This window comes from Pantoea sp. X-Soil-YNGN-785 (assembly GCF_059730585.1).
This window is the reverse complement of the sequence record NZ_AP035942.1, coordinates 3,279,999-3,301,084: the sequence shown is the minus strand read 5'-3', so window position 1 is coordinate 3,301,084 and position 21,086 is coordinate 3,279,999. Positions and strand designations below refer to the sequence as shown.

Annotated in this window: 22 protein-coding genes; 11 read left to right on the top strand and 11 right to left on the bottom strand. The window is 58.0% G+C overall.

All coding sequences use genetic code 11. From position 1 onward, the window contains the following. Positions 1 to 9: 9 nt before the first annotated feature. The 6 genes from AC6I8E_RS15305 (at position 10) to AC6I8E_RS15280 (ending at position 6,638) form a co-directional block, all read left to right on the top strand. A complete protein-coding gene (locus AC6I8E_RS15305) occupies positions 10 to 2,382 on the top strand; it encodes a TonB-dependent receptor domain-containing protein (RefSeq protein WP_147790039.1) in 2,373 nt (790 codons plus the stop codon). A 48-nt stretch (positions 2,383 to 2,430) separates the two neighbouring features. Continuing rightward, on the top strand, positions 2,431 to 3,462 hold the full coding sequence (locus AC6I8E_RS15300) for a hemin-degrading factor (protein WP_147790038.1): 1,032 nt from the start codon (positions 2,431 to 2,433) through the stop codon (positions 3,460 to 3,462). Then, complete coding sequence (locus AC6I8E_RS15295) at positions 3,459 to 4,280, top strand: heme/hemin ABC transporter substrate-binding protein (RefSeq protein ID WP_013358993.1); 822 nt, start codon at positions 3,459 to 3,461, stop codon at positions 4,278 to 4,280. Before AC6I8E_RS15300 ends, AC6I8E_RS15295 begins: the two co-directional genes overlap by 4 nt. Next, positions 4,273 to 5,271 (top strand): FecCD family ABC transporter permease, encoded by a 999-nt coding sequence (locus AC6I8E_RS15290; protein WP_497824194.1) that lies wholly within the window; start codon positions 4,273 to 4,275, stop codon positions 5,269 to 5,271. Before AC6I8E_RS15295 ends, AC6I8E_RS15290 begins: the two co-directional genes overlap by 8 nt. After that, on the top strand, positions 5,268 to 6,047 hold the full coding sequence (locus AC6I8E_RS15285) for a heme ABC transporter ATP-binding protein (RefSeq protein ID WP_147790036.1): 780 nt from the start codon (positions 5,268 to 5,270) through the stop codon (positions 6,045 to 6,047). The genes AC6I8E_RS15290 and AC6I8E_RS15285 overlap by 4 nt, the downstream gene beginning before the upstream one ends. 93 nt (positions 6,048 to 6,140) lie before the next feature. Next, on the top strand, positions 6,141 to 6,638 hold the full coding sequence (locus tag AC6I8E_RS15280; RefSeq protein ID WP_013358990.1) for a CinA family protein: 498 nt from the start codon (positions 6,141 to 6,143) through the stop codon (positions 6,636 to 6,638). 31 nt (positions 6,639 to 6,669) lie between these two features. Here AC6I8E_RS15280 and acuI read toward each other — a convergent pair whose 3' ends face one another. Beyond that, positions 6,670 to 7,653, bottom strand: a complete 984-nt coding sequence (gene acuI / locus AC6I8E_RS15275) for an acrylyl-CoA reductase (NADPH) (RefSeq protein ID WP_013358989.1) — start codon at positions 7,651 to 7,653, stop codon at positions 6,670 to 6,672. Between the two features lie 563 nt (positions 7,654 to 8,216). On the opposite strand from acuI, the gene AC6I8E_RS15270 reads away from it, so the two are divergent. Then, on the top strand, positions 8,217 to 10,370 hold the full coding sequence (locus AC6I8E_RS15270; protein ID WP_497824193.1) for an ornithine decarboxylase: 2,154 nt from the start codon (positions 8,217 to 8,219) through the stop codon (positions 10,368 to 10,370). A gap of 389 nt (positions 10,371 to 10,759) precedes the next feature. On the opposite strand, the gene AC6I8E_RS15265 is transcribed toward AC6I8E_RS15270, so the two are convergent. The 4 genes from AC6I8E_RS15265 to mutY all read right to left on the bottom strand — a co-directional run bounded on the left by AC6I8E_RS15265 (position 10,760) and on the right by mutY (position 13,953). Next, positions 10,760 to 11,020: a hypothetical protein gene (locus tag AC6I8E_RS15265; RefSeq protein ID WP_497824192.1), complete on the bottom strand. Its 261-nt coding sequence runs from the start codon at positions 11,018 to 11,020 to the stop codon at positions 10,760 to 10,762. A 441-nt stretch (positions 11,021 to 11,461) separates the two neighbouring features. Further along, on the bottom strand, positions 11,462 to 12,541 hold the full coding sequence (gene mltC, locus AC6I8E_RS15260; RefSeq protein ID WP_013358985.1) for a membrane-bound lytic murein transglycosylase MltC: 1,080 nt from the start codon (positions 12,539 to 12,541) through the stop codon (positions 11,462 to 11,464). 54 nt (positions 12,542 to 12,595) lie between these two features. Beyond that, entirely contained in the window at positions 12,596 to 12,868 is a 273-nt protein-coding gene (locus AC6I8E_RS15255) for an oxidative damage protection protein (RefSeq protein WP_003853409.1), read from the bottom strand. Then, on the bottom strand, positions 12,868 to 13,953 hold the full coding sequence (gene mutY, locus AC6I8E_RS15250; RefSeq protein ID WP_033784019.1) for an A/G-specific adenine glycosylase: 1,086 nt from the start codon (positions 13,951 to 13,953) through the stop codon (positions 12,868 to 12,870). The genes AC6I8E_RS15255 and mutY overlap by 1 nt, the downstream gene beginning before the upstream one ends. A 154-nt stretch (positions 13,954 to 14,107) precedes the next feature. Between mutY and trmB the strand changes: the two genes are divergently transcribed. The 3 genes from trmB to AC6I8E_RS15235 all read left to right on the top strand — a co-directional run bounded on the left by trmB (position 14,108) and on the right by AC6I8E_RS15235 (position 15,935). Further along, positions 14,108 to 14,827, top strand: a complete 720-nt coding sequence (trmB, locus tag AC6I8E_RS15245; protein ID WP_010248887.1) for a tRNA (guanosine(46)-N7)-methyltransferase TrmB — start codon at positions 14,108 to 14,110, stop codon at positions 14,825 to 14,827. Beyond that, positions 14,827 to 15,153: a YggL family protein gene (locus tag AC6I8E_RS15240; protein ID WP_003853403.1), complete on the top strand. Its 327-nt coding sequence runs from the start codon at positions 14,827 to 14,829 to the stop codon at positions 15,151 to 15,153. Before trmB ends, AC6I8E_RS15240 begins: the two co-directional genes overlap by 1 nt. A gap of 65 nt (positions 15,154 to 15,218) precedes the next feature. Continuing rightward, positions 15,219 to 15,935, top strand: a complete 717-nt coding sequence (locus AC6I8E_RS15235; protein WP_013358982.1) for a YggN family protein — start codon at positions 15,219 to 15,221, stop codon at positions 15,933 to 15,935. A 49-nt stretch (positions 15,936 to 15,984) separates the two neighbouring features. Here the strand turns inward: AC6I8E_RS15235 and hemW are convergent, their stop codons facing one another. The 4 genes from hemW to AC6I8E_RS15215 are packed head-to-tail and all read right to left on the bottom strand — an operon-like array spanning position 15,985 to position 19,006. Beyond that, entirely contained in the window at positions 15,985 to 17,124 is a 1,140-nt protein-coding gene (hemW, locus tag AC6I8E_RS15230) for a radical SAM family heme chaperone HemW (protein ID WP_061063312.1), read from the bottom strand. Then, positions 17,117 to 17,710 carry an XTP/dITP diphosphatase gene (locus tag AC6I8E_RS15225; protein ID WP_041457076.1) on the bottom strand — a complete coding sequence of 198 codons (594 nt, stop codon included), beginning with the start codon at positions 17,708 to 17,710 and terminating at the stop codon, positions 17,117 to 17,119. The genes hemW and AC6I8E_RS15225 overlap by 8 nt, the downstream gene beginning before the upstream one ends. Positions 17,711 to 17,731: 21 nt before the next feature. After that, positions 17,732 to 18,286 carry a YggT family protein gene (locus tag AC6I8E_RS15220; RefSeq protein WP_013358979.1) on the bottom strand — a complete coding sequence of 185 codons (555 nt, stop codon included), beginning with the start codon at positions 18,284 to 18,286 and terminating at the stop codon, positions 17,732 to 17,734. A gap of 12 nt (positions 18,287 to 18,298) precedes the next feature. Further along, the gene (locus tag AC6I8E_RS15215; RefSeq protein WP_095706708.1) at positions 18,299 to 19,006 is read right to left on the bottom strand and encodes a YggS family pyridoxal phosphate-dependent enzyme; all 708 of its coding nucleotides are present in this window, start codon (positions 19,004 to 19,006) and stop codon (positions 18,299 to 18,301) included. 14 nt (positions 19,007 to 19,020) lie between these two features. Between AC6I8E_RS15215 and AC6I8E_RS15210 the strand changes: the two genes are divergently transcribed. Beyond that, entirely contained in the window at positions 19,021 to 20,016 is a 996-nt protein-coding gene (locus AC6I8E_RS15210) for a type IV pilus twitching motility protein PilT (protein WP_312217397.1), read from the top strand. A gap of 5 nt (positions 20,017 to 20,021) precedes the next feature. On the opposite strand, the gene ruvX is transcribed toward AC6I8E_RS15210, so the two are convergent. Further along, positions 20,022 to 20,441, bottom strand: coding sequence for a Holliday junction resolvase RuvX (gene ruvX / locus AC6I8E_RS15205; RefSeq protein ID WP_013358976.1), 420 nt, complete (start codon positions 20,439 to 20,441; stop codon positions 20,022 to 20,024). Beyond that, complete coding sequence (locus AC6I8E_RS15200; protein WP_013358975.1) at positions 20,441 to 21,004, bottom strand: YqgE/AlgH family protein; 564 nt, start codon at positions 21,002 to 21,004, stop codon at positions 20,441 to 20,443. The genes ruvX and AC6I8E_RS15200 overlap by 1 nt, the downstream gene beginning before the upstream one ends. Positions 21,005 to 21,086: the final 82 nt, after the last annotated feature.

Sequence of the window (21,086 nt, the reverse complement as noted above, 5' to 3'; positions counted from 1 at the left end):
TTCGCGCCTATGTCACCACGTTTTCGGAGATTGACGCAACCGCGTCTGTCTGAGCTGGCGTTGCTCGCCACCTTTATCAATACCACCTGCACCTATGCTGCGGGCAGTGAACCTGCCACGCTGACCCTTTCCGACCGCTATGGCAGCAGTGCTGAACCGGTAATGACGGTGAATGCACCGGAAATTAAACAAACGGCGGGCAGTAAAACCACGCTCTCTGCCAGCGATCTGCAGCAACGTGGCGCTACTGATTTTGGATCGATCATGCGTTATGAACCGCTGATCAGTGCCACCGGCACCAGTGGCGGCTCCTCAGCCGGTAAGAGCGGCTTTGACCGGGCCGGTTACACCGGCTACAACATTCGTGGTTTAGAGAGCAACCGCGTGGGTCTCGATGTGGATGGCATTCCATTACCGCAGGCCACCGGCCGCAGCTATGTGGGACGAGCCGGTCTCGACAGCTTTGGGATTGGCCGCGATTACATCGATCCCTATATGTTTGGTCATATTGGAATTGAGAAGGGTGCCACGGCAGTGGATCAGCCGAATAACTCGATTGGCGGCAATGTCTCGTTCCGCAATAAATCCCCGGATGACTATCTGCATCCCGGTAAAGGCAACTATTTCGGTTATCAAAGCGACTACGACTCCGCCAGCCGCAGCTGGCACAACGGCGTTACGGCAGCAGCAGGCGATGATACGCTGCGGGGAATCTTTGTTTACAGTCGTCGTGACGGCCAACAGACCCGCAACAACAGCGACACGGTTGATGCCTATCCAGCCAACTGGCATTCCGATGCCTTTATGACCTCGGGCATCTGGCAGCCCAATGATCTTCACAAGCTCAGCGCGACTTTCGATTACTATCACAAAACGCACCACAGCCATTACGACAGCTGGAGCACGTCCGGCAATACGGTCTGGGGAACGGCGCAGCAGCAGAGCGATACACGACGCTGGGGCATCAGCCTGGTGGATGAGTACACGCCTTATAATGACCTGATCGACAGTCTGACAACCCGCGTTTACTGGCAGCAGACCCAGGCACATGACAACACCTTTATGCCGTCAGGTGCCACCACCTGGCAAACCGTCTACTCCGACTACAACAGCGACAGCTACGGTTTTGACACCCGCGCGCTTAAAAACATCGGGCGCCATGAACTGAGCGCCGGGCTGAATGCGCGTCTGGTGGATACCGAACGGCCTTTCCGTCAGTCGCCTGCGGCGAGCGCCACCAGCGTGATCATGCAACCGCAGGCTAACAGCCGCAGTTATACGGTTGGCGGTTATCTGCAGGATACCATCAGCTTCGATGCTGACGGACACCGTGCGGCTATCGTGCCGGGCGTGCGTGTGGCGTATCAGAACACCCGCCCACGCGATGTGGCGACACTGACGACAAACAGCAGTGTGCTCGACGCCAGCGAAGTCTCCGCGCTCTACGGTTCGCCAAACAGCGACACTCAGGTGTTGCCGTCGATCGCCTTCCAGTACGATCTGACCCCGGCATTGATGACTTATCTGCAATATACCCGTGGCGCGCAGTTCCCTAACGACTCTCAGCTCTATGGCTCATGGAACCTTGGCTCCAGCTATGCCGGTCCCGCGCAGTATGCGCTGATTGGCAATGCCGATCTGAAAACCGAAACCAGCAACAACTACGAATGGGGTATAAAAGGGCAGGTTGCAGAGGGCGTGACGCTTAACGCTGCCGCGTTCTATAACGACTACAAAAACTTCATTGCCTTTACCCGCTACAGCCGGGCGGCCAATCCGGGTAAGTTCGTCAATGTACCCAGCAACATCTATACCACCTATCAGGCGGAGAACCGCGACAAAGCCTATATCTATGGGGCTGAAATCAGCAGCAAGGTGAACTTCGGCAGCTGGTTCAGCGAGGTCGAGGGGCTGAGCGCTAATCTGGCGTTTGGGTACACCCAGGGTGCGGCGAAGTCGAGCTACCTGGGAGACCGCTACGTCGACCTGGAGAGCGTTGCGCCGATGAAAGCAATTGTCGGACTCGCCTGGGATGATGAGGCGCGCGGCTATGGTGCTGCCGTCACCGCCACGTTTGTTAAAGGTAAGAAAGCCAGCGCCACAAATCGCAACAGCTTTACCAACACCGGCAACAGCCTGACTGACTCCAGCACCGATTACATGCGGGTGCCGGGTTATGGCCTGGTGGATATGACGGCCTACTGGCGCGTCACGCACAACGTCAGGTTAAGCGGCGGGCTTTACAACATAACCGACCGTAAATACCGGGATTACCTCAGCAGCCGTCAGCTGACCAGCGCCACCCAACAGGATCGCAACGACCAGGCACTGGCCATAATGCCGGGTCGTACTTTCCAGTTAGGTGTTAATGTCGATTTTTAATCACCGCCGCCCTGCGCTGATGCAGGGCATGACTAAGAGAAGCGAACCATGAACCCGATTTATCAGCACTATCTCGCCCTGAAGAGTGAACATCCGAAGAAATATGCCCGCGATCTGGCCACGCTGATCGGTATCAGCGAAGCGGAACTGTGTGAAGCGCGTATCGGCGTTGATGCCGTGGCGCTGAAACACGATTTCCCGGCGCTGCTGAAGGCGCTGGGCGCGGTCGGCGAGACCAAAAACATTACCCGTAACGCTTATGCGGTGCATGAGCATCTGGGCGAATATCAGAATGTGCAGATCGGCGCACATGGCGGCCTGGTGCTGAATCCCCGGGCGCTCGACCTGCGTCTGTTTGTCGGACAGTGGTTCAGCGCCTTTGCCCTGCAGGAGACAACCGCGAAGGGCGTACGTCACAGCATTCAGGTCTTCGATCGTCACGGCGATGCGGTGCTGAAAGTTTACGTCACGGAGCAGACCAACATGGCGGCATGGCACGCGCTGATCGCCGACTTCACTGACGCCGCTGCGACGCCGCTGGTGGTTGAGCCGGTTACCGCTGCTACTCAGACAGAGACTATTGATGCCACCACGATTGACCGTGAATGGCGCGCCATGACCGATGTTCATCAGTTTTTTGCCCTGCTGAAGCGCCATAAGGTCTCACGGCCGCAGGCGTTCCGCGCAGTGGGTGAGGATCTCGCCTGGCAGACCGGCAACGATGCACTTGAGCGTGTCCTGGAGATGGCACAGCAGGCGGGCAACGAAATTATGATTTTTGTCGGCAACCGTGGCTGTACCCAGATTTTCACCGGCAAAGTAGAGAAGCTGGTACCTATGGATAACTGGCTCAACATCTTCAATCCCCGCTTCACGCTGCACCTGATGGCGGACCAGATCAGCGAAAGCTGGGTTACACGCAAACCCACCGGCGATGGCTTTGTGACCAGCCTGGAACTGTTCGCCGCCGACGGCACGCAGATCGCCCAGCTCTATGGACAGCGTACGGAAGGCACGCCAGAACAGGCCTGCTGGCGTGAGCAGGTGAACGCACTTCGCATGCCAGGAGCGGCGGCATGAAACACCTGAGTCTGTTGTGGCTGCTGCTGACGCTGCCCTCACTGGCCGCGGAGCGGGTGGTGTCGATTGGGGGTGACGTCACCCGGATTATCTACGCGCTGGATGCTCAGTCACAGCTGGTAGCGCGCGACAGCACCAGCCTGCGTCCGGCGCAGGCTGCCCGGCTGCCGGATGTGGGCTATATGCGCCAGCTGAATGCCGAAGGTATCCTGGCGCTGAAGCCGACGCTGGTGCTCGCCAGCGCGCAGGCAAAGCCGTCGCTGGTACTACAACAGATTGCCCGCGCGGGCGTCAGGGTAGTGACGGTCAGCGGCGACAACAGTCTGCAGGCGATCCCGCAGAAAATTATCACGGTGGGTCAGGCGCTGCAGCGTGAAAGCGAAGCTCAGGCCCTGGTGCAGCAAATAACGCAGCAGATTCGCCAGTTGCCGCAGCAATCGCTGCCGGTGAAGGTGCTCTACATCATGGCAAACAGCGGCATGAAAACGATGGCGGCCGGAAATCAGACCGCAGCCGACGGCGCTATTCGCAGCGCCGGGCTGGAGAATGCCATGGGTTCAGTGCCGCACTATCAGGCGCTGTCGCAGGAAGGCGTGATCGCCGCCGCGCCAGATCTGGTGATGATCGGCGAGGATGGCCTGAAAACCCTGGGTGGTGAAGCGCAACTGTGGCAGTTACCCGGCCTGGCGCTGACGCCAGCCGGACAGCAGCATCGTCTGCTGATCATTGATACCCAGGCGCTGCTGGGATTTGGCCTTGATACGCCGCAGGCAATAATGAAATTGCGGCAGGCTGCGGAATCGCTGAACCATGATTAATGGCAATGCGCTGCGGGGTCTGACGCTGATGCTGATTTTCCTGCTGGTGGCGATGGTAGTGGCGGCGAATCTGGGGGCGATGTCGCTGTCGGTGCGGGCGCTATGGCAGGCACCGCTCAGCGATCTCATCTGGCAGATCTGGCTGAATATCCGCCTGCCACGCGTGCTGCTGGCGGTGGCGATCGGTATGGCGCTGGCGGTATCTGGCGCGGTGATGCAGGGTGTTTTCCGTAACCCGCTGGCCGATCCTGGCCTGCTGGGTATCAGCAGCGGCGCGGGGCTGGCGGTCGCGCTGGCAATCGTTATTCCACTGGCGTTGCCACCCCAGCTGGCACTGTGGCTACCGATGATTGCCGCCTTCATCGGCAGCCTGCTGGTTACGCTGCTGATCTTCAGTTTCAGTCGGCTGGCAGAGGGCAATCTCTCCCGGCTGTTGCTGGTCGGCATTGCGATTAATGCGCTCTGCGGTGCGGCGGTCGGCGTGTTGTCGTGGCTGAGCGATGACCAGCAGCTGCGTCAGCTGTCACTGTGGGGGATGGGCAGCCTCAGCCAGGCGCAGTGGCCTGCGCTGCTGATCTGCCTGCTGCTGATTCTGCCTGCGTTGCTGCTGTTACAGAGCCGTGCCCGCCATCTCAACCTGCTGCAGGCAGGTGAAGAGGATGCGCACTACATGGGAATTGATGTGAAGCGTACCCAGCATGAGCTGCTGATCCTTAGTGCGCTGCTGGTCGGTACGGCGGTCTCGGTCAGTGGCGAGATCGGCTTCGTGGGATTAGTGGTGCCGCATGTGATGCGCTTTTGTCTTGGCAGCGATCATCGCTGGCTGCTGCCCGGTTCAGCGCTGGCAGGCGCGATTCTGCTGCTGCTGGCCGATACGCTGGCGCGCACACTTGTGGTTCCGGCAGAAATGCCGGTCGGGCTGCTGACCAGCCTGATTGGTGGCCCCTGGTTTCTCTGGCTGATCCTGCGTCAGCAGCGAGGATTTGAATGATGGAGATGTTAGAGGCGACGGGACTCTGTCTGGCGCGCGACGGCAAAACCGTTATCGATAATCTTGACGTTACGCTGTCAGGTGGAGAGCGGGTGGCGCTCATCGGGCCTAACGGCGCAGGTAAATCAACACTATTGCGGCTGCTGAACGGATTTTTAGCGCCCGACCGGGGCGAGTGCCGTCTGGGCGATCGTGTGTTGTCCGCATGGCCGCGTGAGCAGCTGGCGCGACGCCGGGCCGTGATGCGGCAGCAGAACAACCTGACTTTTACCCAGTCGGCGCAATCGGTAGTGGCGATGGGCCGTGCGCCGTGGCCTGAGAAGCAGACGTCGCAGATTGTGGCTGAAGTCATGCAACTCACCGGCTGTGATTCGCTGGCGTATCGCGATTACCGCCAGCTCTCCGGCGGTGAACAGCAACGGGTGCAGCTGGCGCGGGTGCTGGCGCAGCTCTGGCAGGATGGAAGACCGCGCGGCTGGCTGTTTCTGGATGAGCCGACCTCGGCGCTGGATCTCTTCTGGCAGCAGCAGACTCTGCGTTTATTACGTCAGCTGACGCGCACGGGTGATCTCACCGTCTGCACCGTGTTACATGACCTTAATCTGGCGTCATTATGGGCCGATCGCATACTGCTGCTGCACGCGGGCAGACTGGTGGCTCAGGGATCGCCGCAGACGGTGATGACTGAAAAGACGCTGACGCGCTGGTATCAGGCTGATTTGCAGGTGGTGTCACATGCAGAGAGTGGGAAGCCACATATCCAGCTGCGGGTTTAGACCGTTTCGCTTTAAAAACATTGCCTTGCGTGCTTTTAATCACTGATTTTGCGCTATACCTGGTGTTCAGGACATAATACTCAGGAGACCATAATGGCAAAATCATTAGATCAAACCGCTGAGCAACTGGGTAACATTTTACTCTCCTCCGGACTTCATCTGACGACTGCCGAATCCTGTACCGCGGGGCTGATCAGCATGACGCTGGCCGCGGTGGAAAGCAGCGGCGACTTCTACACCAGCGGCTTTGTGACCTACAGCGAAAATGCCAAAATTCGCCTGCTGGGCGTGCATCCTGACACGCTGAAACAGCACACGGCGGTGAGCGAGCAGACGGCGCGTGAAATGGTACAGGGAGCCTGCGCCCGTTCAGGCGAACCGGTAGGGTTATCGATTACCGGCTATGCCGGACCCGATGGTGGCGAAGATGGCACGCCAGCGGGCACTATCTGGTTTGGCTGGGTATTGCCGGACGGCAGGGACGAGGCGGAGTGCCATCAGTTCAGCGGCGATCCGAAATCCGTGATGGAGCAGGGCACGCAGTTCGCGCTGGAAGGGTTGATCAAACGGCTGCAGCGAGCCAGTCGATAAAGGCGCGCGGTACGCGCCTTATAAAAGCGGGTTAGCGGCAGTCGACAATCAGACGACCCTGTACGCTGCCATCCAGCAATGCCTGAGCACCTTCTCTGGCTTCACTCAGCGGGATCACCCGGCTCAGTTTGCTGAGCCGATCGCTATCCAGCAGCTCACCGAGTCGTTGCCACGCCTGCTGACGAAGCGGCTTCGGACACATCACGCTGTCGACACCCGCCAGCGTGATGCCACGCAAAATAAAAGGCGCGACGCTGGCGGGCAGGTCGAGTCCCTGCGCCATACCGCAGGCAGCCACCACCCCATCACGCTGAATACCGGCCAGCACGTTCGCCAGAGTGTGACTGCCGACGCTGTCTATCGCGGCGGCCCAGCGCTCTTTTGCCAGCGGCTTACCGGGATGGGAAAGCTCTTCGCGATCAATCACCGATGCCGCGCCCAGCGTATCGATAAGATACGCATGGTCACTGGCGCGACCGCTGGAGGCGATCACCTGATAACCCAGACGCGCCAGCAGGCTGACACTATAGCTGCCGACGCCGCCACTGGCACCGGTCACCAGCACGGGGCCATGTTCGGGCGTGATGCCCTGTTTTTCCAGCGCCATGACGCAGAGCATTGCGGTCAGCCCTGCTGTGCCGATGGCCATGGTCTGCAGCGGGCTAAGAGAAGCGGGCACGCGCACCAGCCAGTCGCCGCTGACGCTGGCTTTCTGCGCCAGGCCGCCCCACTGTTTTTCGCCTGCGCCCCAGCCCGTCAGCAGCGCCACATCATCCTCTTTCCAGTCGGGATGACGGCTGGCCGTCACGCGGCCGACAAAATCGATACCTGGCACCATCGGAAACTGGCGCACAATCGGGCCTTTATTGCAGATAGCCAGGGCATCTTTATAGTTCAGGGATGAGTAGCTGACGTCGAGCGTGACATCATAGTCGGGCAGTTGGGATTCGGGGAGATCTTTCAGCAGGGAACGGTAACCTTGTTCGTCATTTTCAATGACCAGTGCCTTAAACATGTAGCCTCCGGCAGAGTGGGAAAGAGAGGGTAAGTTTACGCCCGCGAGTGGCAATGCGGTAGGGCAATGGCCGCCTCTTCGGTTTATGGAGGCAACAGGCAGGGAAAAGTGCGCTGACAGCGCTAGCGAATTATGTGCATAAATCTGCATATAATTCATATAATTAGTCGTATTATGAATTTTTTATGATAAATAGACTATAAAAATCATGTTGTTATCTTTTTATTATGTGACTGAATAATTGCCTGGGTCGGGTTGTTCGTGCATAAAAAAGATGACATTATGACCGCCACTTTTTGACCCTGCTTGTTCACTACAGAGGACGTCGCCATGTCCGGTTCACCGCGCACCAGCCCGGATTACCGTTCGCTTTTTCCGGCGCTCACCGGGTTTTCCTCTTTTCCACACTCTCCGTTATTCGCCATGCGGTGAGGCCAGCCAGGCAGCGGCTGTGGATCTGCTCGCCACACTGCACTATGCCTTCTGACGCTTAATTATTCGCCGGGGCGCTGTCCCCATACTTGTGCTTCTGGCACCTCCTCCCTGACGTTAGGGATCCTGTTATGACTCCACTGAAAATTGCTGCCAGCGCCGCTGTCGCGCCCAGCCTGACCCTGAACACCGCGCGTGACGTAGTAACGCTGGATAACACTGATTTTACGGATGTGGCGGCGGTCGTCGTCTCGCTGGCAGATACCCGCAGCGGCGTGCTGGCGCTGCTGCGTCACACCGGCTTTAATCTGCCGGTATTTGTCGCGAATGCGTTTGAAGAAGAGGTGATGCACCTGCCCGGCGTCAGCGGTGAGCTGAATGGCGAGCCACAGGAGTGGCTTGCGCTGGAAGCAGCTGCGCAGGCGTATGAAGCGGCGCTGCTGCCACCTTTTTTCGAAACGCTGACCCGCTATGTCGATATGCAGAACAGCACCTTTGCCTGTCCCGGACATCAGGGCGGCGCGTTCTTCAAAAAGCATCCGGCAGGCAAACAGTTTTATGACTTCTATGGCGAGAATGTTTTCCGCTCTGACATGTGCAATGCCGACGTCAAACTGGGCGATCTGCTGATCCACGAAGGCTCGGCTAAAGATGCGCAGAAGTATGCGGCAAAGGTGTTTAACGCCGATAAAACCTACTTTGTGCTCAACGGCACCTCAAGCGCCAATAAAGTGGTGACCAATGCGCTGCTGACCCGCGGCGATCTGGTGCTGTTTGACCGTAACAATCACAAGTCGAACCATCATGGCGCGCTGATTCAGGCGGGCGCGACCCCGGTCTATCTTGAAGCAGCACGTAACCCGTTCGGCTTTATTGGTGGCATTGACGCGCACTGCTTTGATGAGGCTTATCTGCGTGAGCAGATCGCGGTCGTCGCCCCTCAGCGCGCAGAAGAGGCGAGGCCTTTCCGTCTGGCGATTATCCAGCTCGGCACCTACGATGGCACGGTCTACAACGCCCGCCAGGTGGTGGATCGCATCGGTCATCTGTGTGATTACATCCTGTTTGATTCCGCGTGGCTCGGCTATGAGCAGTTCATTCCGCTGATGGAAGGCTGTTCGCCGCTGACCCTGGATCTGAATGAAAACGATCCCGGCATTTTTGTCACCCAGTCTGTGCATAAGCAGCTGGCCGGTTTTTCGCAGACTTCGCAGATCCACAAAAAAGATAATCACATTCGCGGACAGCGGCGCTTCTGCCCGCACAAGCGTCTGAATAACGCCTTTATGCTGCATGCTTCTACCAGCCCGTTTTATCCGCTGTTTGCCGCACTGGATATCAACGCCAGAATGCATCAGGGCGAAGCAGGGCGTCGCATGTGGGATGAGTGCGTCATGCTGGGCATTGAGGCGCGTAAAGCGATCCTCGAACGCTGTGAAATGATCCTGCCGTTTGTGCCGGAAATTGTTGATGGACAGCGCTGGCAGGATGCGCCAGTTGAGACGATCGCCCGCGATCTGCGCTACTTCAGCTTTGAACCGCAGGCGAAGTGGCACGGTTTCGCCGGTTACGCGCGCGATCAGTATCGGGTCGATCCCTGCAAGCTGCTGCTGACCACGGCAGGGATCGATGCGGCAAGCGGGGAATACAGTGATTTCGGGATCCCGGCGACCATTCTGGCGAACTACCTGCGTGAGAACGGCATCGTGCCGGAGAAGTGCGATCTCAACTCGATCCTGTTTTTGCTGACCCCGGCTGAGAGCCCGGAGAAGATGGCGAATCTGGTGGCGATGCTGGCGCAGTTTGAGCAGCACATCAAAGAGGATGCGCCGCTGGCCGAAGTGCTGCCGACGATTTACCGCAAAAACGCCGAACGTTATGCCGGGTATACCCTGCGTCGCCTTTGTCAGGAGATGCATGACCTTTACGTCAGTCATAACGTGAAGGATCTGCAGCGCCTGATGTTCCGCGCCGCCGAGTTCCCGGCGGTCAGCGTAAATCCGCAGGATGCACATCAGGCTTATATTCGCGGCGAAGTGGAGCTGGTTCCGATCGCCGAGGCCGCAGGCCGTGTCGCTGCGGAAGGCGCGTTACCTTATCCACCGGGCGTGCTGTGCGTCGTGCCAGGCGAAGTCTGGGGCGGCGCGGTGCAGCGTTACTTCCTGGCGCTGGAGGAGGGGCTTAATCTGCTGCCGGGCTTCTCGCCGGAGCTGCAGGGCGTTTACACCGAAGAGGATGAGCAGGGACGTAAGTATCTGGTGGCCAATATGATGGTGGGGCGCTGATCTGAGCGGGGCAGAGGCGGGTAGCGGCCCGCCAGGCCTTTAGTTCGCTGCGCGAAAGGGCGCTGAGAGAGTTTCGTTCGTCTCACGAGGTGGGCATGCTTTGCAGCGGGCTGGCACTGAGAAGGTTTCGCCCGCCAGGCGATAGGCAGTTTCAGGTCGCCCGTGCAGGCGGACGCGTCAAGGGGCGGACGCCCGCCCCTTAACAATCCCGGCGTCCGGCAGCCTGCGCGCCCCGCTTTGCGGGGTGCCCTCGTCACGCCCTGCGGCCAGCGGACCGTCCGGACGCGCCATCCCTGGCGCGAACCGTCCTTTCGCCGACGTCCTGTCGGCTCATCCTGGCCTCCGGTTGTTCCTCAGCGCTTCGGATGCCTCTGGTAATTCCCCGCCTGTTATCTCTTTTGTTTTCTCTGGTGCTGTATTGTCTGCTGACCTGAAAAGCCAAAGCCAAAGCCAAAGCCAAAGCCAAAGCCAAAGCCAAAGCCAAAGCCAAAGCCAAAGCCAAAGCCAAAGCCAAAGCCAAAGCCAAAGCCAAAGCCAAAGCCAAAGCCAAAGCCAAAGCCAAAGCCAAAGCCAAAGCCAAAGCCAAAGCCAAAGCCAAAGTCAAAGCCAAAGCCAATCCCGGAAACGTAAAGCGATAAAATACCCAACACAAGAACAAGAAATAACAGCGAGGGGGCAGGGAGGCCATCTGAACCGCTGAGCGGATGAGGGATTTCAGGACGAGCGACAGGGATGTCGCGAAGAGGCGGGTTCGCGCCAGGGATGGCGCGTCCTGCCGGTCCGTAAGAAATCCTGAAGAAGCGAAGGAACCGCGAAGCGGCGGTGAAGCAGGCCGGAGCCGGGGGTCAAGGGGCGCGGCGACTGGCGCCCCTTGTCGGTCGCCTGCAGAAGCGTGTCTGAAACTGCACAACTGCTCAGGCGAACGAAACCCTTCTCAGTGCCACCCTGCTGCAAGCGAAACCTTTTCATAGCAAGCCCGCTGCGAAGCGTGCCCCGTTCGCGCAGCGAACACTTTCAGCGTCAGCCCGCGGCAAAGCGAACCTCAAGCCCCATTCGCGCAGCGAACAACCCCCCCGCTTCAGCGGCGCCGATCAGAATCCCCGATAACTCTTCTGCGCCGTACTCACCTTATACAGGTAACGACGCGACTCCGCCGACGGATGCTGGTTCGCCAGGGTCGAATAGACTTTGCTGGGTGACATGCCGTTGATCATGGAGAACGCCCGATCTTTATCGCTGGAGAAGACGCGCAATACGCTGCCTGCACCGCCGTTATAGGCGGTGATCACCGCATAGCGGCGTGATACCGGATCCTGAATGCCGCCCAGATAGCTGCGCTGCAACAGCGACAGATAAGCTGTACCGGCATCGATATTGTTCTCCGGATCCAGCAGATAGCTGCGGCTCGGCTTGCCCCATTTACCTTTCATGCGGAACACGTCAACACCGGCGGTATGCTGCACCACCTGCATCAGACCCAGCGCATCAGAATGGCTCACGGCGTAGGGGTTGAAGCTCGACTCGGTCTGCATAATCGCAAGGATTAAAGAAGCGTCGACACCATACTGCTCGGCGGCTTTACGCACCATCGGCAGGTATTTGTGCGCACGCTTATCCAGGTGGTTCGGCACCATCGGAATCGAAATGCTGTAAATCACATGCAGACCCGAGGTGCGGCGCATTAATTTATTCTGAATCAGATAGTCAGCAAAGGCTTCCGCGCGACCCTGCCAGCGAATCGGCTGACCGGTGTTATCCAGCACCTGACCATAGAGCAGCGGCTCTTTACTGATCTCGATGTCGTTGGCGTCAGAATAGAGATCGACATTGCCCGGATCTTCGCCAATCAACAGCGTGGTCACGATAGCCTGACGCAGACTGGCCATTGGATCGGTGCCAGAAATGGTCTCGATGGTCAGCTTACCGCTTTCAAAGTTGATGTGGCTGCGGGTGTAATAGTTGTCGCTATATTTGACGTAATCTTTCGGTCCGGCGATCAGGACCTCATTGATACCCCAGATATTCTCAATATTGTGAGCAAACTGGCCCATCAGAATATCAAAGCCGTTGGTGTCTTTAACCCACTCCTCGTGGGATTGCTGATTCTTTGACCCGGAACAGGAAACCAAAAGTGGTGCTATCACCAGCAGGGCGATTAATTTTTTATTCATTGGAAATGCAAGCCTGACCTGGATAACCGGCCTCAGCGATGAGGCCCGGAATGTTTACGCTTCTGGCGGTGTATAGCCTTCGATATGAACGTCTTTGCCTTCGAACAGGAAATTGATCATCTCCTTCTCCAGCACCTTACGATCTTCGGGATTCATCATGTTGAGCTTCTTCTCATTGATCAACATGGTCTGTTTCGCCATCCACTTCTGCCAGGCTTCTTTGGAGATGTCGTTGTAAATGCGCTTACCCAGGTCGCCCGGATAGAGTTGAAAATCCTGACCTTCCGCGTCGCGCTGTAAAAAAGTACAAAAAATGGTGCGGCTCATTACTCTTCCTCATTAATCTCACAACTGTCCAAAGCCAGTTGTCGGGGATGGCGCAGCTCGTGTAACAGGCGCTCAACGGGTGCAGCTAATCCCACAGATGGTGGCAGCGCTAAGTTATACCAGAGACCGCCTGCTTCATCCATCGCCGCCCCGGCAGAAGGCCACGACAGCCACATTGGCACGATATCGAGATGGAAATGACTGAAGGTGTGACGAAACGCGGTAAGCTGTTGCGGTTTTGCATGGATGCCACGCGCCGCCAGCCAGTCATTCAGCGCCGCTTCGGTGGTGAACTGCGGGAAGCAGAACAGACCGCCCCACAATCCTACAGGCGGGCGCTGCTCCAGCCAGACATCATCGCCATCCTGCATCATCAGGAACCAGCCGCTGCGCTCCGGCAGCACCTGCTTAGGCTTTTTGCCGGGATAGCTTGCCCAGCTACTGCTGGCGTACGCCTCACAGCCGCTGTTTAGCGGACAGATTTCACACTTCGGCTTAGAGCGGGTACAGACAATCGCACCCAGATCCATCATCGCCTGATTAAACTGGCTGACGCCCTCGGCGGGTGTGACCTCTTCGCTGATCTGCCACAGCCGTTTCTCGACCTCTTTTTTACCCGGCCAGCCGCTGACGGCATAGCAGCGGGCCAGCACGCGCTTAACGTTGCCATCCAGAATCGGGAAATGCTGACCCAAAGACAGCGACAGGATTGCGCCCGCTGTAGAGCGGCCGACGCCGGGCAGGGCAGAAACATCATCGAAATTACGCGGGAATTCGCCCCGGTGAACCTCGACAATCTGTTTTGCCGCTTTGTGCAGATTACGCGCACGGGCGTAGTAGCCGAGGCCGGTCCAGAGATGCAGCACCTCATCCAGCGGTGCCGCAGCGAGATCGGTGACCGTGGGGAAGCGCGCCATGAAGCGTTCAAAATAGGGAATAACCGTGGCAACCTGGGTTTGCTGTAGCATCACTTCGGAGAGCCACACCTTATAAGGCGTTTTCTCCAGCTGCCACGGCAGGGTTTTGCGACCAAAGCGCTGATACCAGTCCAGCACCTGTTGCGCGAACTGCGGCGCTTGCATCATAAGAAGGAAATTTTCCGTGTTTACTCTACACTCAGGCAGGAATTCCAGCACATGCGCACCTGGGTGTAAACCGGAAGATTGCAAAGGCTTGCTTCTGCTTATGAACTTTGCATAATGCCCGTTTCCCGGAACAGGCTAACCAGCAGGCTTTTACATGATTAATGACGTCATCACCCCAGAATTTGATGAGAACGGGCGGCCATTGCGCCGGATCCGCAGCTTTGTGCGCCGCCAGGGTCGCTTAACCAAAGGCCAGCAGCAGGCGCTGGATACCCTGTGGCCGGTCATGGGGGTGGAATATCAGCCTGAGCCTGTCGATCTGCCCGCGCTGTTTGGCCGCGAAGCCCCGGTCACGCTGGAGATTGGCTTTGGCATGGGCGCATCGCTGGTGACCATGGCGCAGAACACGCCACATCAGAACTTCCTGGGTATTGAAGTGCATGCGCCGGGCGTGGGTGCCTGTCTGGCCGCCGCCAAAGAAGCCGACGTGCAGAACCTGCGGGTCATGTGCCATGACGCGGTGGAAGTGCTGGAGAAAATGATTCCGGATAACTCGCTGCGCATGGTTCAGCTCTTCTTCCCCGATCCGTGGCACAAAGCGCGTCACAACAAACGCCGTATCGTCCAGGTGCCGTTCGCCGAACTGGTGATGCGTAAACTGAAGCTGGGCGGCGTTTTCCACATGGCGACCGACTGGGAAGCCTACGCGGAGCATATGCTGGAAGTGATGAACAGCATCGATGGCTACCGCAATCAGTCAGAGCAACAGAATTACGTGCCGCGTCCTGAGACGCGTCCACTGACAAAGTTTGAGCAGCGCGGGCAGCGTTTAGGCCATGGCGTATGGGATTTAATGTTTGAGAGGGTGAAATAATGGCCACACAACGCAGCCGCCGTTTACGTAAAAAACTGCACATTGACGAGTTTCAGGAACTGGGCTTCTCCGTTGCCTGGCGTTTCCCGGAAGGCACCAGCGAAAGCGAAATTGATGAGACGCTGAACCAGTTCATCAATGAAGCGATCGATCCTAACGGCTTGGCCTTTGATGGCAGCGGCTACCTGGTGTGGGAAGGTCTGGTTTGCCTGCAGAAAACCGGCAAATGCACCGATGAGCATCGTGCGCTGGTCCGCAAATGGCTGGAAGACCGCAAGCTGCAGGATGTGCAGATGACGGAACTCTTTGACGTCTGGTGGGACTAAGTCGTCACACAGTGTCGGGCTGCGGCCCGAACGGAGGGTTTCAGACCCGATCTTAGGGAGTAGATATGATGCGTAAAGCGCTTCTTGCTGTGCTGCTGGTGGCAGCAACTCAGGCTCAGGCAGCCTACGAATGCAGCGTTAAGCCGCAGGACGATGTGGTGATTAAACCGCAGAGCGTGCAGGTGGTCGGTGCTAACGGCAATATGGAAATCTCGCCGCAGGGCGACGTGCAGTTCAATGGCCAGAAAGTTTCGCTGGATATCGCTGAACGTCAGAAAGCGATCGACTATCAGAACGCGCTGCGTCGCGATCTGCCGTGGATCGACAGCGGAGCGACATCCCGTCTGGAGAAAGGACGTGCGGCACTGGATCGGGTCATCGTTGAAAAACTGGGCACCGACAGCAACGTGCGTAATCGGCTGACCACGCTGAATGGCCAGCTGAAACAGCAGATGAACCGCATCATTGAACACCGTGAAGACGGTCTGACGTTCCACCATCAGGCGATCGATCAGGTGCGCGCCGAAGGCGAAAGGCTGGTGCAGTCAACGCTGGGCGGCGTGATGCAGGACAGTCTGAATGAGATGGGCAGTAAGCAGGGCAGTGGCGGCAGTAATCCGCTGCAGGCGATTATGGGCAATCTGGGCGGTCTGCAACAGTCGATTCAGGCTGAGTGGAGCAAGCAGGAGCAGGATTTCCAGAACTTCGGACACGAAGTGTGTAATCGCGTGATTTCGCTGGAAGATCAGCGTAAACAGCTTACCGGCGCACTGAAAAAATAAGTTAACGCCTCAGCCTGACGGGCTGAGGCGCTTTTTTACTCTTCCGCACTCACTCTTCCGCTAAGAACAGCTCCAGCAGCGAATTCAGGAACAGCTTCCCTTTCTCCGTAATCTGCCACTGCTCAGCGGTTTCCGTCACGTAACCGGCGGCAATCGCGGCATCCATCTGCGGACGGATCACCTGCTCTGACAAACCGGTGTAGCGGCTGAACTCGTCGCGCGGCGCGGCCTCCAGCAGGCGAAAGCGGTTCATGAAATATTCAAACGGCTTGTCGCTATCGGCAACCTCATACTGTTTTTCGCGGTAGTTACCCTGCATGAAGCCACGCGGATGACGGGTTTTCACCGTGCGGACAATGCGGCCATCCGGCTGGGTCAGTTTGCCGTGTGCGCCACAGCCAATCCCCAGATAGTCGCCAAAGCGCCAGTAGTTGAGGTTGTGTTCACAGCGATATCCCGGCTTCGCGTAGGCGGAGGTCTCATACTGCTGATAACCGGCCGCCTGCAGCAGCCGATCGCCCTGCTCGAAAATATCCCACAATGCATCATCATCCGGCAGCACCGGCGGGCGTGAGCCAAACAGGGTGTTGGGTTCGATGGTGAGCTGATACCAGGAGAGATGCGGCGGATTCAGCGCAATCGCCTGACGTAAATCGTCGAGCGCCTCTTCCAGCGACTGATCGGGCAGGCCATGCATCAGGTCGAGGTTAAAGCTGCGCAGCGATAGAGACTCCGCCAGTTCAGCGGCGCGGACGGCCTCTTCCGGGCCATGAATGCGGCCAAGACGCTGCAGCTTTTGCGGACTGAAACTCTGTACACCAATCGAAATACGGTTGATACCGGCACGCTGATAAGCGCTGAACCGGTCAGCTTCCACGGTGCCAGGATTGGCTTCCATGGTCACTTCCGCATCAGGGGCGAGCGTCAGACGCGCCCGCACGCCATCCATCAGCATCTGCATCGCACTGCTGCTCAGCAGGCTGGGCGTACCGCCGCCAATGAAAATCGTGCGCACTTCCCGGCCATTGATCAGCGGCAGGTCGATCTCCAGATCGCGCAGCAGGTGCTGCACGTATTCAACGTGCGGCACCTCATCTTTCAGCGCGTGGGAGTTAAAATCACAGTAGGGACACTTCTGTACGCACCACGGAATGTGGATGTAGAGACTTAACGGCGGCAGATTAGGCATTACGCATCGCTTCCAGCAACAGCGTCAATGCTTTACCCCGGTGAGAAACTGCACCTTTTTCCGCTTTGCTCAGCCCGGCCGCGGTTTTACCCAGCGCCGGGACAAAGAAAATCGGGTCATAACCAAAGCCACCGGCGCCAGAGGCGGAGCGGGCAATCTCGCCCTGCCAGCTGCCGTGGAACACCAGCGGCGTCGGGTCTTCCGCATGACGCAGATAGACCAGCACGCAGTGGAACTGCGCCTGGCGCTGACCGTCAGGCACGTTTTCCAGCGCCTGCAGCAGTTTCTCCAGGTTCTGCTGATCGCTGGCCTCTTCACCGGCGTAGCGCGCCGAGTAGATGCCAGGCGCGCCGCCCAGCGCATCCACGGCCAGACCGGAGTCATCGGCGATGGCCGGTAATCCGGTGATCTGTGCCGCGTGACGCGCCTTGAGAATCGCGTTCTCAATAAAGGTCAGGCCAGTCTCTTCTGCCGATTCAACCCCAAGGTCAGTCTGCGCGACGATATCCAGACCAAAGGCGGAGAGTAACTCCGCCAGTTCACGCACTTTGCCGGGATTGCCGGTTGCGAGCACAACTTTTTGCATAACAGTTCCAGTTTGATTCATTTACAGCAGATACCAGAGACCCGGGAACAGGTCCATGCCGAGAAAGTTCAGGGCATACAGCACCAGGATGACGATCATCGCTGAGAAATCGATGCCGCCCATCGCAGGCAGAATACGGCGAATAGGTGCCATCATCGGCTCGGTCAACTGCACCAGCAGATAATCGACCGGGCCACGGCCCTGGCTGATCCAGCTCATCAGAGAGCGAACGATGATGACCCAGAAGACCAGATAGCCGGCGGATTTCACCAGCGATAGCAGACCGACCAGGAGATTCGTCGGATCGACCGAGAACACGCCTACCTGAATCAGCAGTAAAATCGGGTATTTCAGCGTGGTCAGCACAAAGGCCAGCAGCAGCGAGGCGGTATCAATCGGCCCCAGAGCCGGCAGTATGCGGCGCAGTGGCTTAACAATCGGCTGTGTCACTTTTACGACAAACTGCGCCACTGGATTGTAAAAATCGCAGCGGGACCACTGCATCCAGATGCGTAACAACAGCACCATGACGTAGAGATCGATCAGCGTTTTTACTAAAAACGTCAGTGTTAACATGAAGTTCCTCTGTTATTGTTGTGAGTTGTGCGCATAATCTCGTGCGCCAAAAATGGCGGTGCCGATACGCACCATCGTACTGCCTGCGGCGATTGCCGCCTCCATGTCATCGCTCATTCCCAGCGAAAGCGTATCTGCCTGCGGATAGTGCTGTTGCAACTGCCGGAAGGCTTCCGCCATCTGCTGACACACCGCCAGCTGCCGCTGGTAATCACTCTCCGCTGCCGGAATCGCCATCAATCCCCGCAGCCGCAGTTGCGGCAGGGCAGCGATCTGCTCCGCCAGCCCGGAAACGGCCTCCAGCATGATGCCAGATTTGCTGTTCTCGTCACTGATATTTACCTGAATTAACACATTCAGTGGTGGCAGCGAGGCGGGCCGCTGATCGTTGAGCCGCTGCGCAATGCGCTGGCGGTCAATGGTGTGACACCAGGCGAAATGCTCTGCCACCAGACGGCTTTTGTTGGACTGCAACGGGCCGATGAAGTGCCACGCCAGTTCAGGATGTGCGGCCAGTGCCTGAACCTTTTCAACCCCTTCCTGGACGTAATTTTCACCGAAGGCAATCTGGCCAGCGGCAAAGGCTTCTTCGACCGCGCTCGCAGGTTTGGTTTTGCTGACTGCAAGCAGGGTTATTTCTTCCGGAGCGCGGCCGCAACGCGCGGCAGCGGCGGCGATTCGCTGTCGCACTTGCTGTAGGTTCTGCTGGATTGAAGTCATAGTCAGGAGAAATTATGAATCTGGATGAAATGGTGGGGCTTAGTGTAAAGCATAATGCCGCCGATCTGCACCTTTGCAGCGGACATTTGCCCTACTGGCGGCGGCAGGGAAGGCTGGAGGTGATTCCGCAGCAGGCCAGACTTTCTGCCGCCTGGATGGCAGAGTTTATGACCCGCTGGCTCAGTGACCCGCAGCGTCAGCAGCTGGAGCATGCAGGGCAGCTCGATTTCGCCCTGAGCCTGACCTGCGGCCAGCGTCTGCGTGCAAATCTGTTTATGCAGCGCAACGGCCTGTCACTGGCGCTGCGTATCATTGCCACCGCGTGCCCGACGCTGGAGAGCCTGCAACTGCCCGCCGTTGTGCCGACGCTGCTGGAGCAGCAGGATGGCCTGATTCTGGTGACCGGTGCGACCGGCAGCGGTAAATCGACCACGCTGGCGGCGCTGGTCGATGCGCTGAACCGCCAGCAGGCGCGCCACATCATTACGCTGGAAGACCCGATTGAATTTATCCATCACAGCCAGCAGTCGCTGATTCAGCAGCGCGAAATTGGCCTGCACTGCGATTCGTTCTCGCTGGGGATAAAGGCGGCGCTGCGTGAAGATCCCGACGTCATCCTGCTGGGCGAACTGCGCGACAGCGACACCATCCGTCAGGCGCTGACGGCGGCGGAGACTGGTCATCTGGTACTGGCGACGCTGCACACCCGCGGCGCGGCGCAGGCGGTGGACCGGCTGGTGGATGTCTTTCCGGCGGAGGAGAAACAGCTGGTGCGTACGCAGCTGGCGGGCAGCCTGAAAGCAGTGATTGCGCAGCGGCTGGTGTCTTCAATTGCCGGATCGCGCATCGGACTGTTTGAAGTTCTGATTGCCACGCCCGGCATCACTAATCTGATTCGGGAAGGTAAGATGCACCAAATCCCTGCGCTGCTGCAGACCGGCGCGCAGGCCGGCATGCAGACGTTTGAGCAGAGCCGGCTGGCGCGTCAGGCCGCCGGTCTGATTGAGTAAGCCGATCAGTAATGGTTTTCGAACCAGTCCTGCAAAATGATGGCCGCGGACTGTGAATCGACCGACCCTTTGTTGAGCGCGCGATAGCCGCCGCGCTCAAACAGGCCAGCACGTGCTTCTACCGTACTGAGTCGTTCATCCTGCAGCTCTACCCGGATGCCAAAGCGACCATGCAGGCGGTTGGCAAATTTACGCGCGCGATCGGTCAGCGGCTGCTCGGTGCCATCCATATTCAGCGGCAGGCCGACGACCACGAAATCGGGCTGCCACTCTTTCAGTAGCTTTTCAATCACCTGCCAATCCGGGATGCCATCCTGCGCTTTAATCGCGGTCAGCGGACGGGCGCTGCCCGTGAGTTCCTGACCTACAGCGACACCAATACTTTTGGTGCCGAAGTCGAAACCTAACAGAGTCTGAGTTGACATCAGGCGTGTCCCGCGTCGCTGGCCATATTGTGAATATCGACGCCAATACTGCGCGCCGCTTCGCGCCAGCGCTCTGAAATCGGCGTCTGGAACAGGATATTGCTGTTAGCTGGCGTGGTCAGCCAGGCATTTTCCATCAGCTCATTTTCCAGCTGATCTTTTTCCCAGGCGCAATAGCCCAGCGCGACCAGCACATTGGTGGGCTGAGACGCGGTGCCGATCGACTCCAGCACGTCACGGGATGTGGTGATAATCGTGTTATCTGAGACACGGATGCTGGAGGTAAACGTGCGTTGTGCTGAGTGCAGGATAAAGCCACGATCTTCTGCCAGCGGGCCGCCGGTAAACACCGGTTTATCCAGCCTGATGGCCGGGTCGCGATCGTCAGCAGAGATTTTCAGCTTCTTCAGAATGCCTTCAACCGTCAGGTTTTCCATGGGTTTATTGATGATCAGTCCCATTGCGCCCTCTTCGTTATGTTCGCAGAGATAGACCACAGAACGCTTGAAGAAAGGATCCTGCAATGAAGGCATGGCAATCAAAAAGTGATGTTGTAAATTCATTCTCACACGATGTACCAAAAAAATAACCGGCACGCGACGACCGCACCGGTATTGGGTTGATCACGGAGCCACGCCCCGGCTT

What these genes read in the sequence shown, in the direction of transcription:
- AC6I8E_RS15255 (WP_003853409.1), bottom strand. Translation starts at nt 12,868, where the DNA reads ATGAGCCGCACCATTTTTTGTACTTTTTTACAGCGCGACGCGGAAGGT.
- AC6I8E_RS15215 (WP_095706708.1), bottom strand. Translation starts at nt 19,006, where the DNA reads ATGACTTCAATCCAGCAGAACCTACAGCAAGTGCGACAGCGAATCGCC.
- AC6I8E_RS15305 (WP_147790039.1), top strand. Translation starts at nt 10, where the DNA reads ATGTCACCACGTTTTCGGAGATTGACGCAACCGCGTCTGTCTGAGCTG.
- AC6I8E_RS15235 (WP_013358982.1), top strand. Translation starts at nt 15,219, where the DNA reads ATGATGCGTAAAGCGCTTCTTGCTGTGCTGCTGGTGGCAGCAACTCAG.
- mutY (WP_033784019.1), bottom strand. Translation starts at nt 13,953, where the DNA reads ATGATGCAAGCGCCGCAGTTCGCGCAACAGGTGCTGGACTGGTATCAG.
- AC6I8E_RS15210 (WP_312217397.1), top strand. Translation starts at nt 19,021, where the DNA reads ATGAATCTGGATGAAATGGTGGGGCTTAGTGTAAAGCATAATGCCGCC.
- AC6I8E_RS15280 (WP_013358990.1), top strand. Translation starts at nt 6,141, where the DNA reads ATGGCAAAATCATTAGATCAAACCGCTGAGCAACTGGGTAACATTTTA.
- AC6I8E_RS15285 (WP_147790036.1), top strand. Translation starts at nt 5,268, where the DNA reads ATGATGGAGATGTTAGAGGCGACGGGACTCTGTCTGGCGCGCGACGGC.
- AC6I8E_RS15240 (WP_003853403.1), top strand. Translation starts at nt 14,827, where the DNA reads ATGGCCACACAACGCAGCCGCCGTTTACGTAAAAAACTGCACATTGAC.
- AC6I8E_RS15200 (WP_013358975.1), bottom strand. Translation starts at nt 21,004, where the DNA reads ATGAATTTACAACATCACTTTTTGATTGCCATGCCTTCATTGCAGGAT.
- AC6I8E_RS15290 (WP_497824194.1), top strand. Translation starts at nt 4,273, where the DNA reads ATGATTAATGGCAATGCGCTGCGGGGTCTGACGCTGATGCTGATTTTC.
- trmB (WP_010248887.1), top strand. Translation starts at nt 14,108, where the DNA reads ATGATTAATGACGTCATCACCCCAGAATTTGATGAGAACGGGCGGCCA.
- AC6I8E_RS15270 (WP_497824193.1), top strand. Translation starts at nt 8,217, where the DNA reads ATGACTCCACTGAAAATTGCTGCCAGCGCCGCTGTCGCGCCCAGCCTG.
- AC6I8E_RS15225 (WP_041457076.1), bottom strand. Translation starts at nt 17,710, where the DNA reads ATGCAAAAAGTTGTGCTCGCAACCGGCAATCCCGGCAAAGTGCGTGAA.
- AC6I8E_RS15300 (WP_147790038.1), top strand. Translation starts at nt 2,431, where the DNA reads ATGAACCCGATTTATCAGCACTATCTCGCCCTGAAGAGTGAACATCCG.
- hemW (WP_061063312.1), bottom strand. Translation starts at nt 17,124, where the DNA reads ATGCCTAATCTGCCGCCGTTAAGTCTCTACATCCACATTCCGTGGTGC.
- acuI (WP_013358989.1), bottom strand. Translation starts at nt 7,653, where the DNA reads ATGTTTAAGGCACTGGTCATTGAAAATGACGAACAAGGTTACCGTTCC.
- AC6I8E_RS15295 (WP_013358993.1), top strand. Translation starts at nt 3,459, where the DNA reads ATGAAACACCTGAGTCTGTTGTGGCTGCTGCTGACGCTGCCCTCACTG.
- AC6I8E_RS15220 (WP_013358979.1), bottom strand. Translation starts at nt 18,286, where the DNA reads ATGTTAACACTGACGTTTTTAGTAAAAACGCTGATCGATCTCTACGTC.
- mltC (WP_013358985.1), bottom strand. Translation starts at nt 12,541, where the DNA reads ATGAATAAAAAATTAATCGCCCTGCTGGTGATAGCACCACTTTTGGTT.
- ruvX (WP_013358976.1), bottom strand. Translation starts at nt 20,441, where the DNA reads ATGTCAACTCAGACTCTGTTAGGTTTCGACTTCGGCACCAAAAGTATT.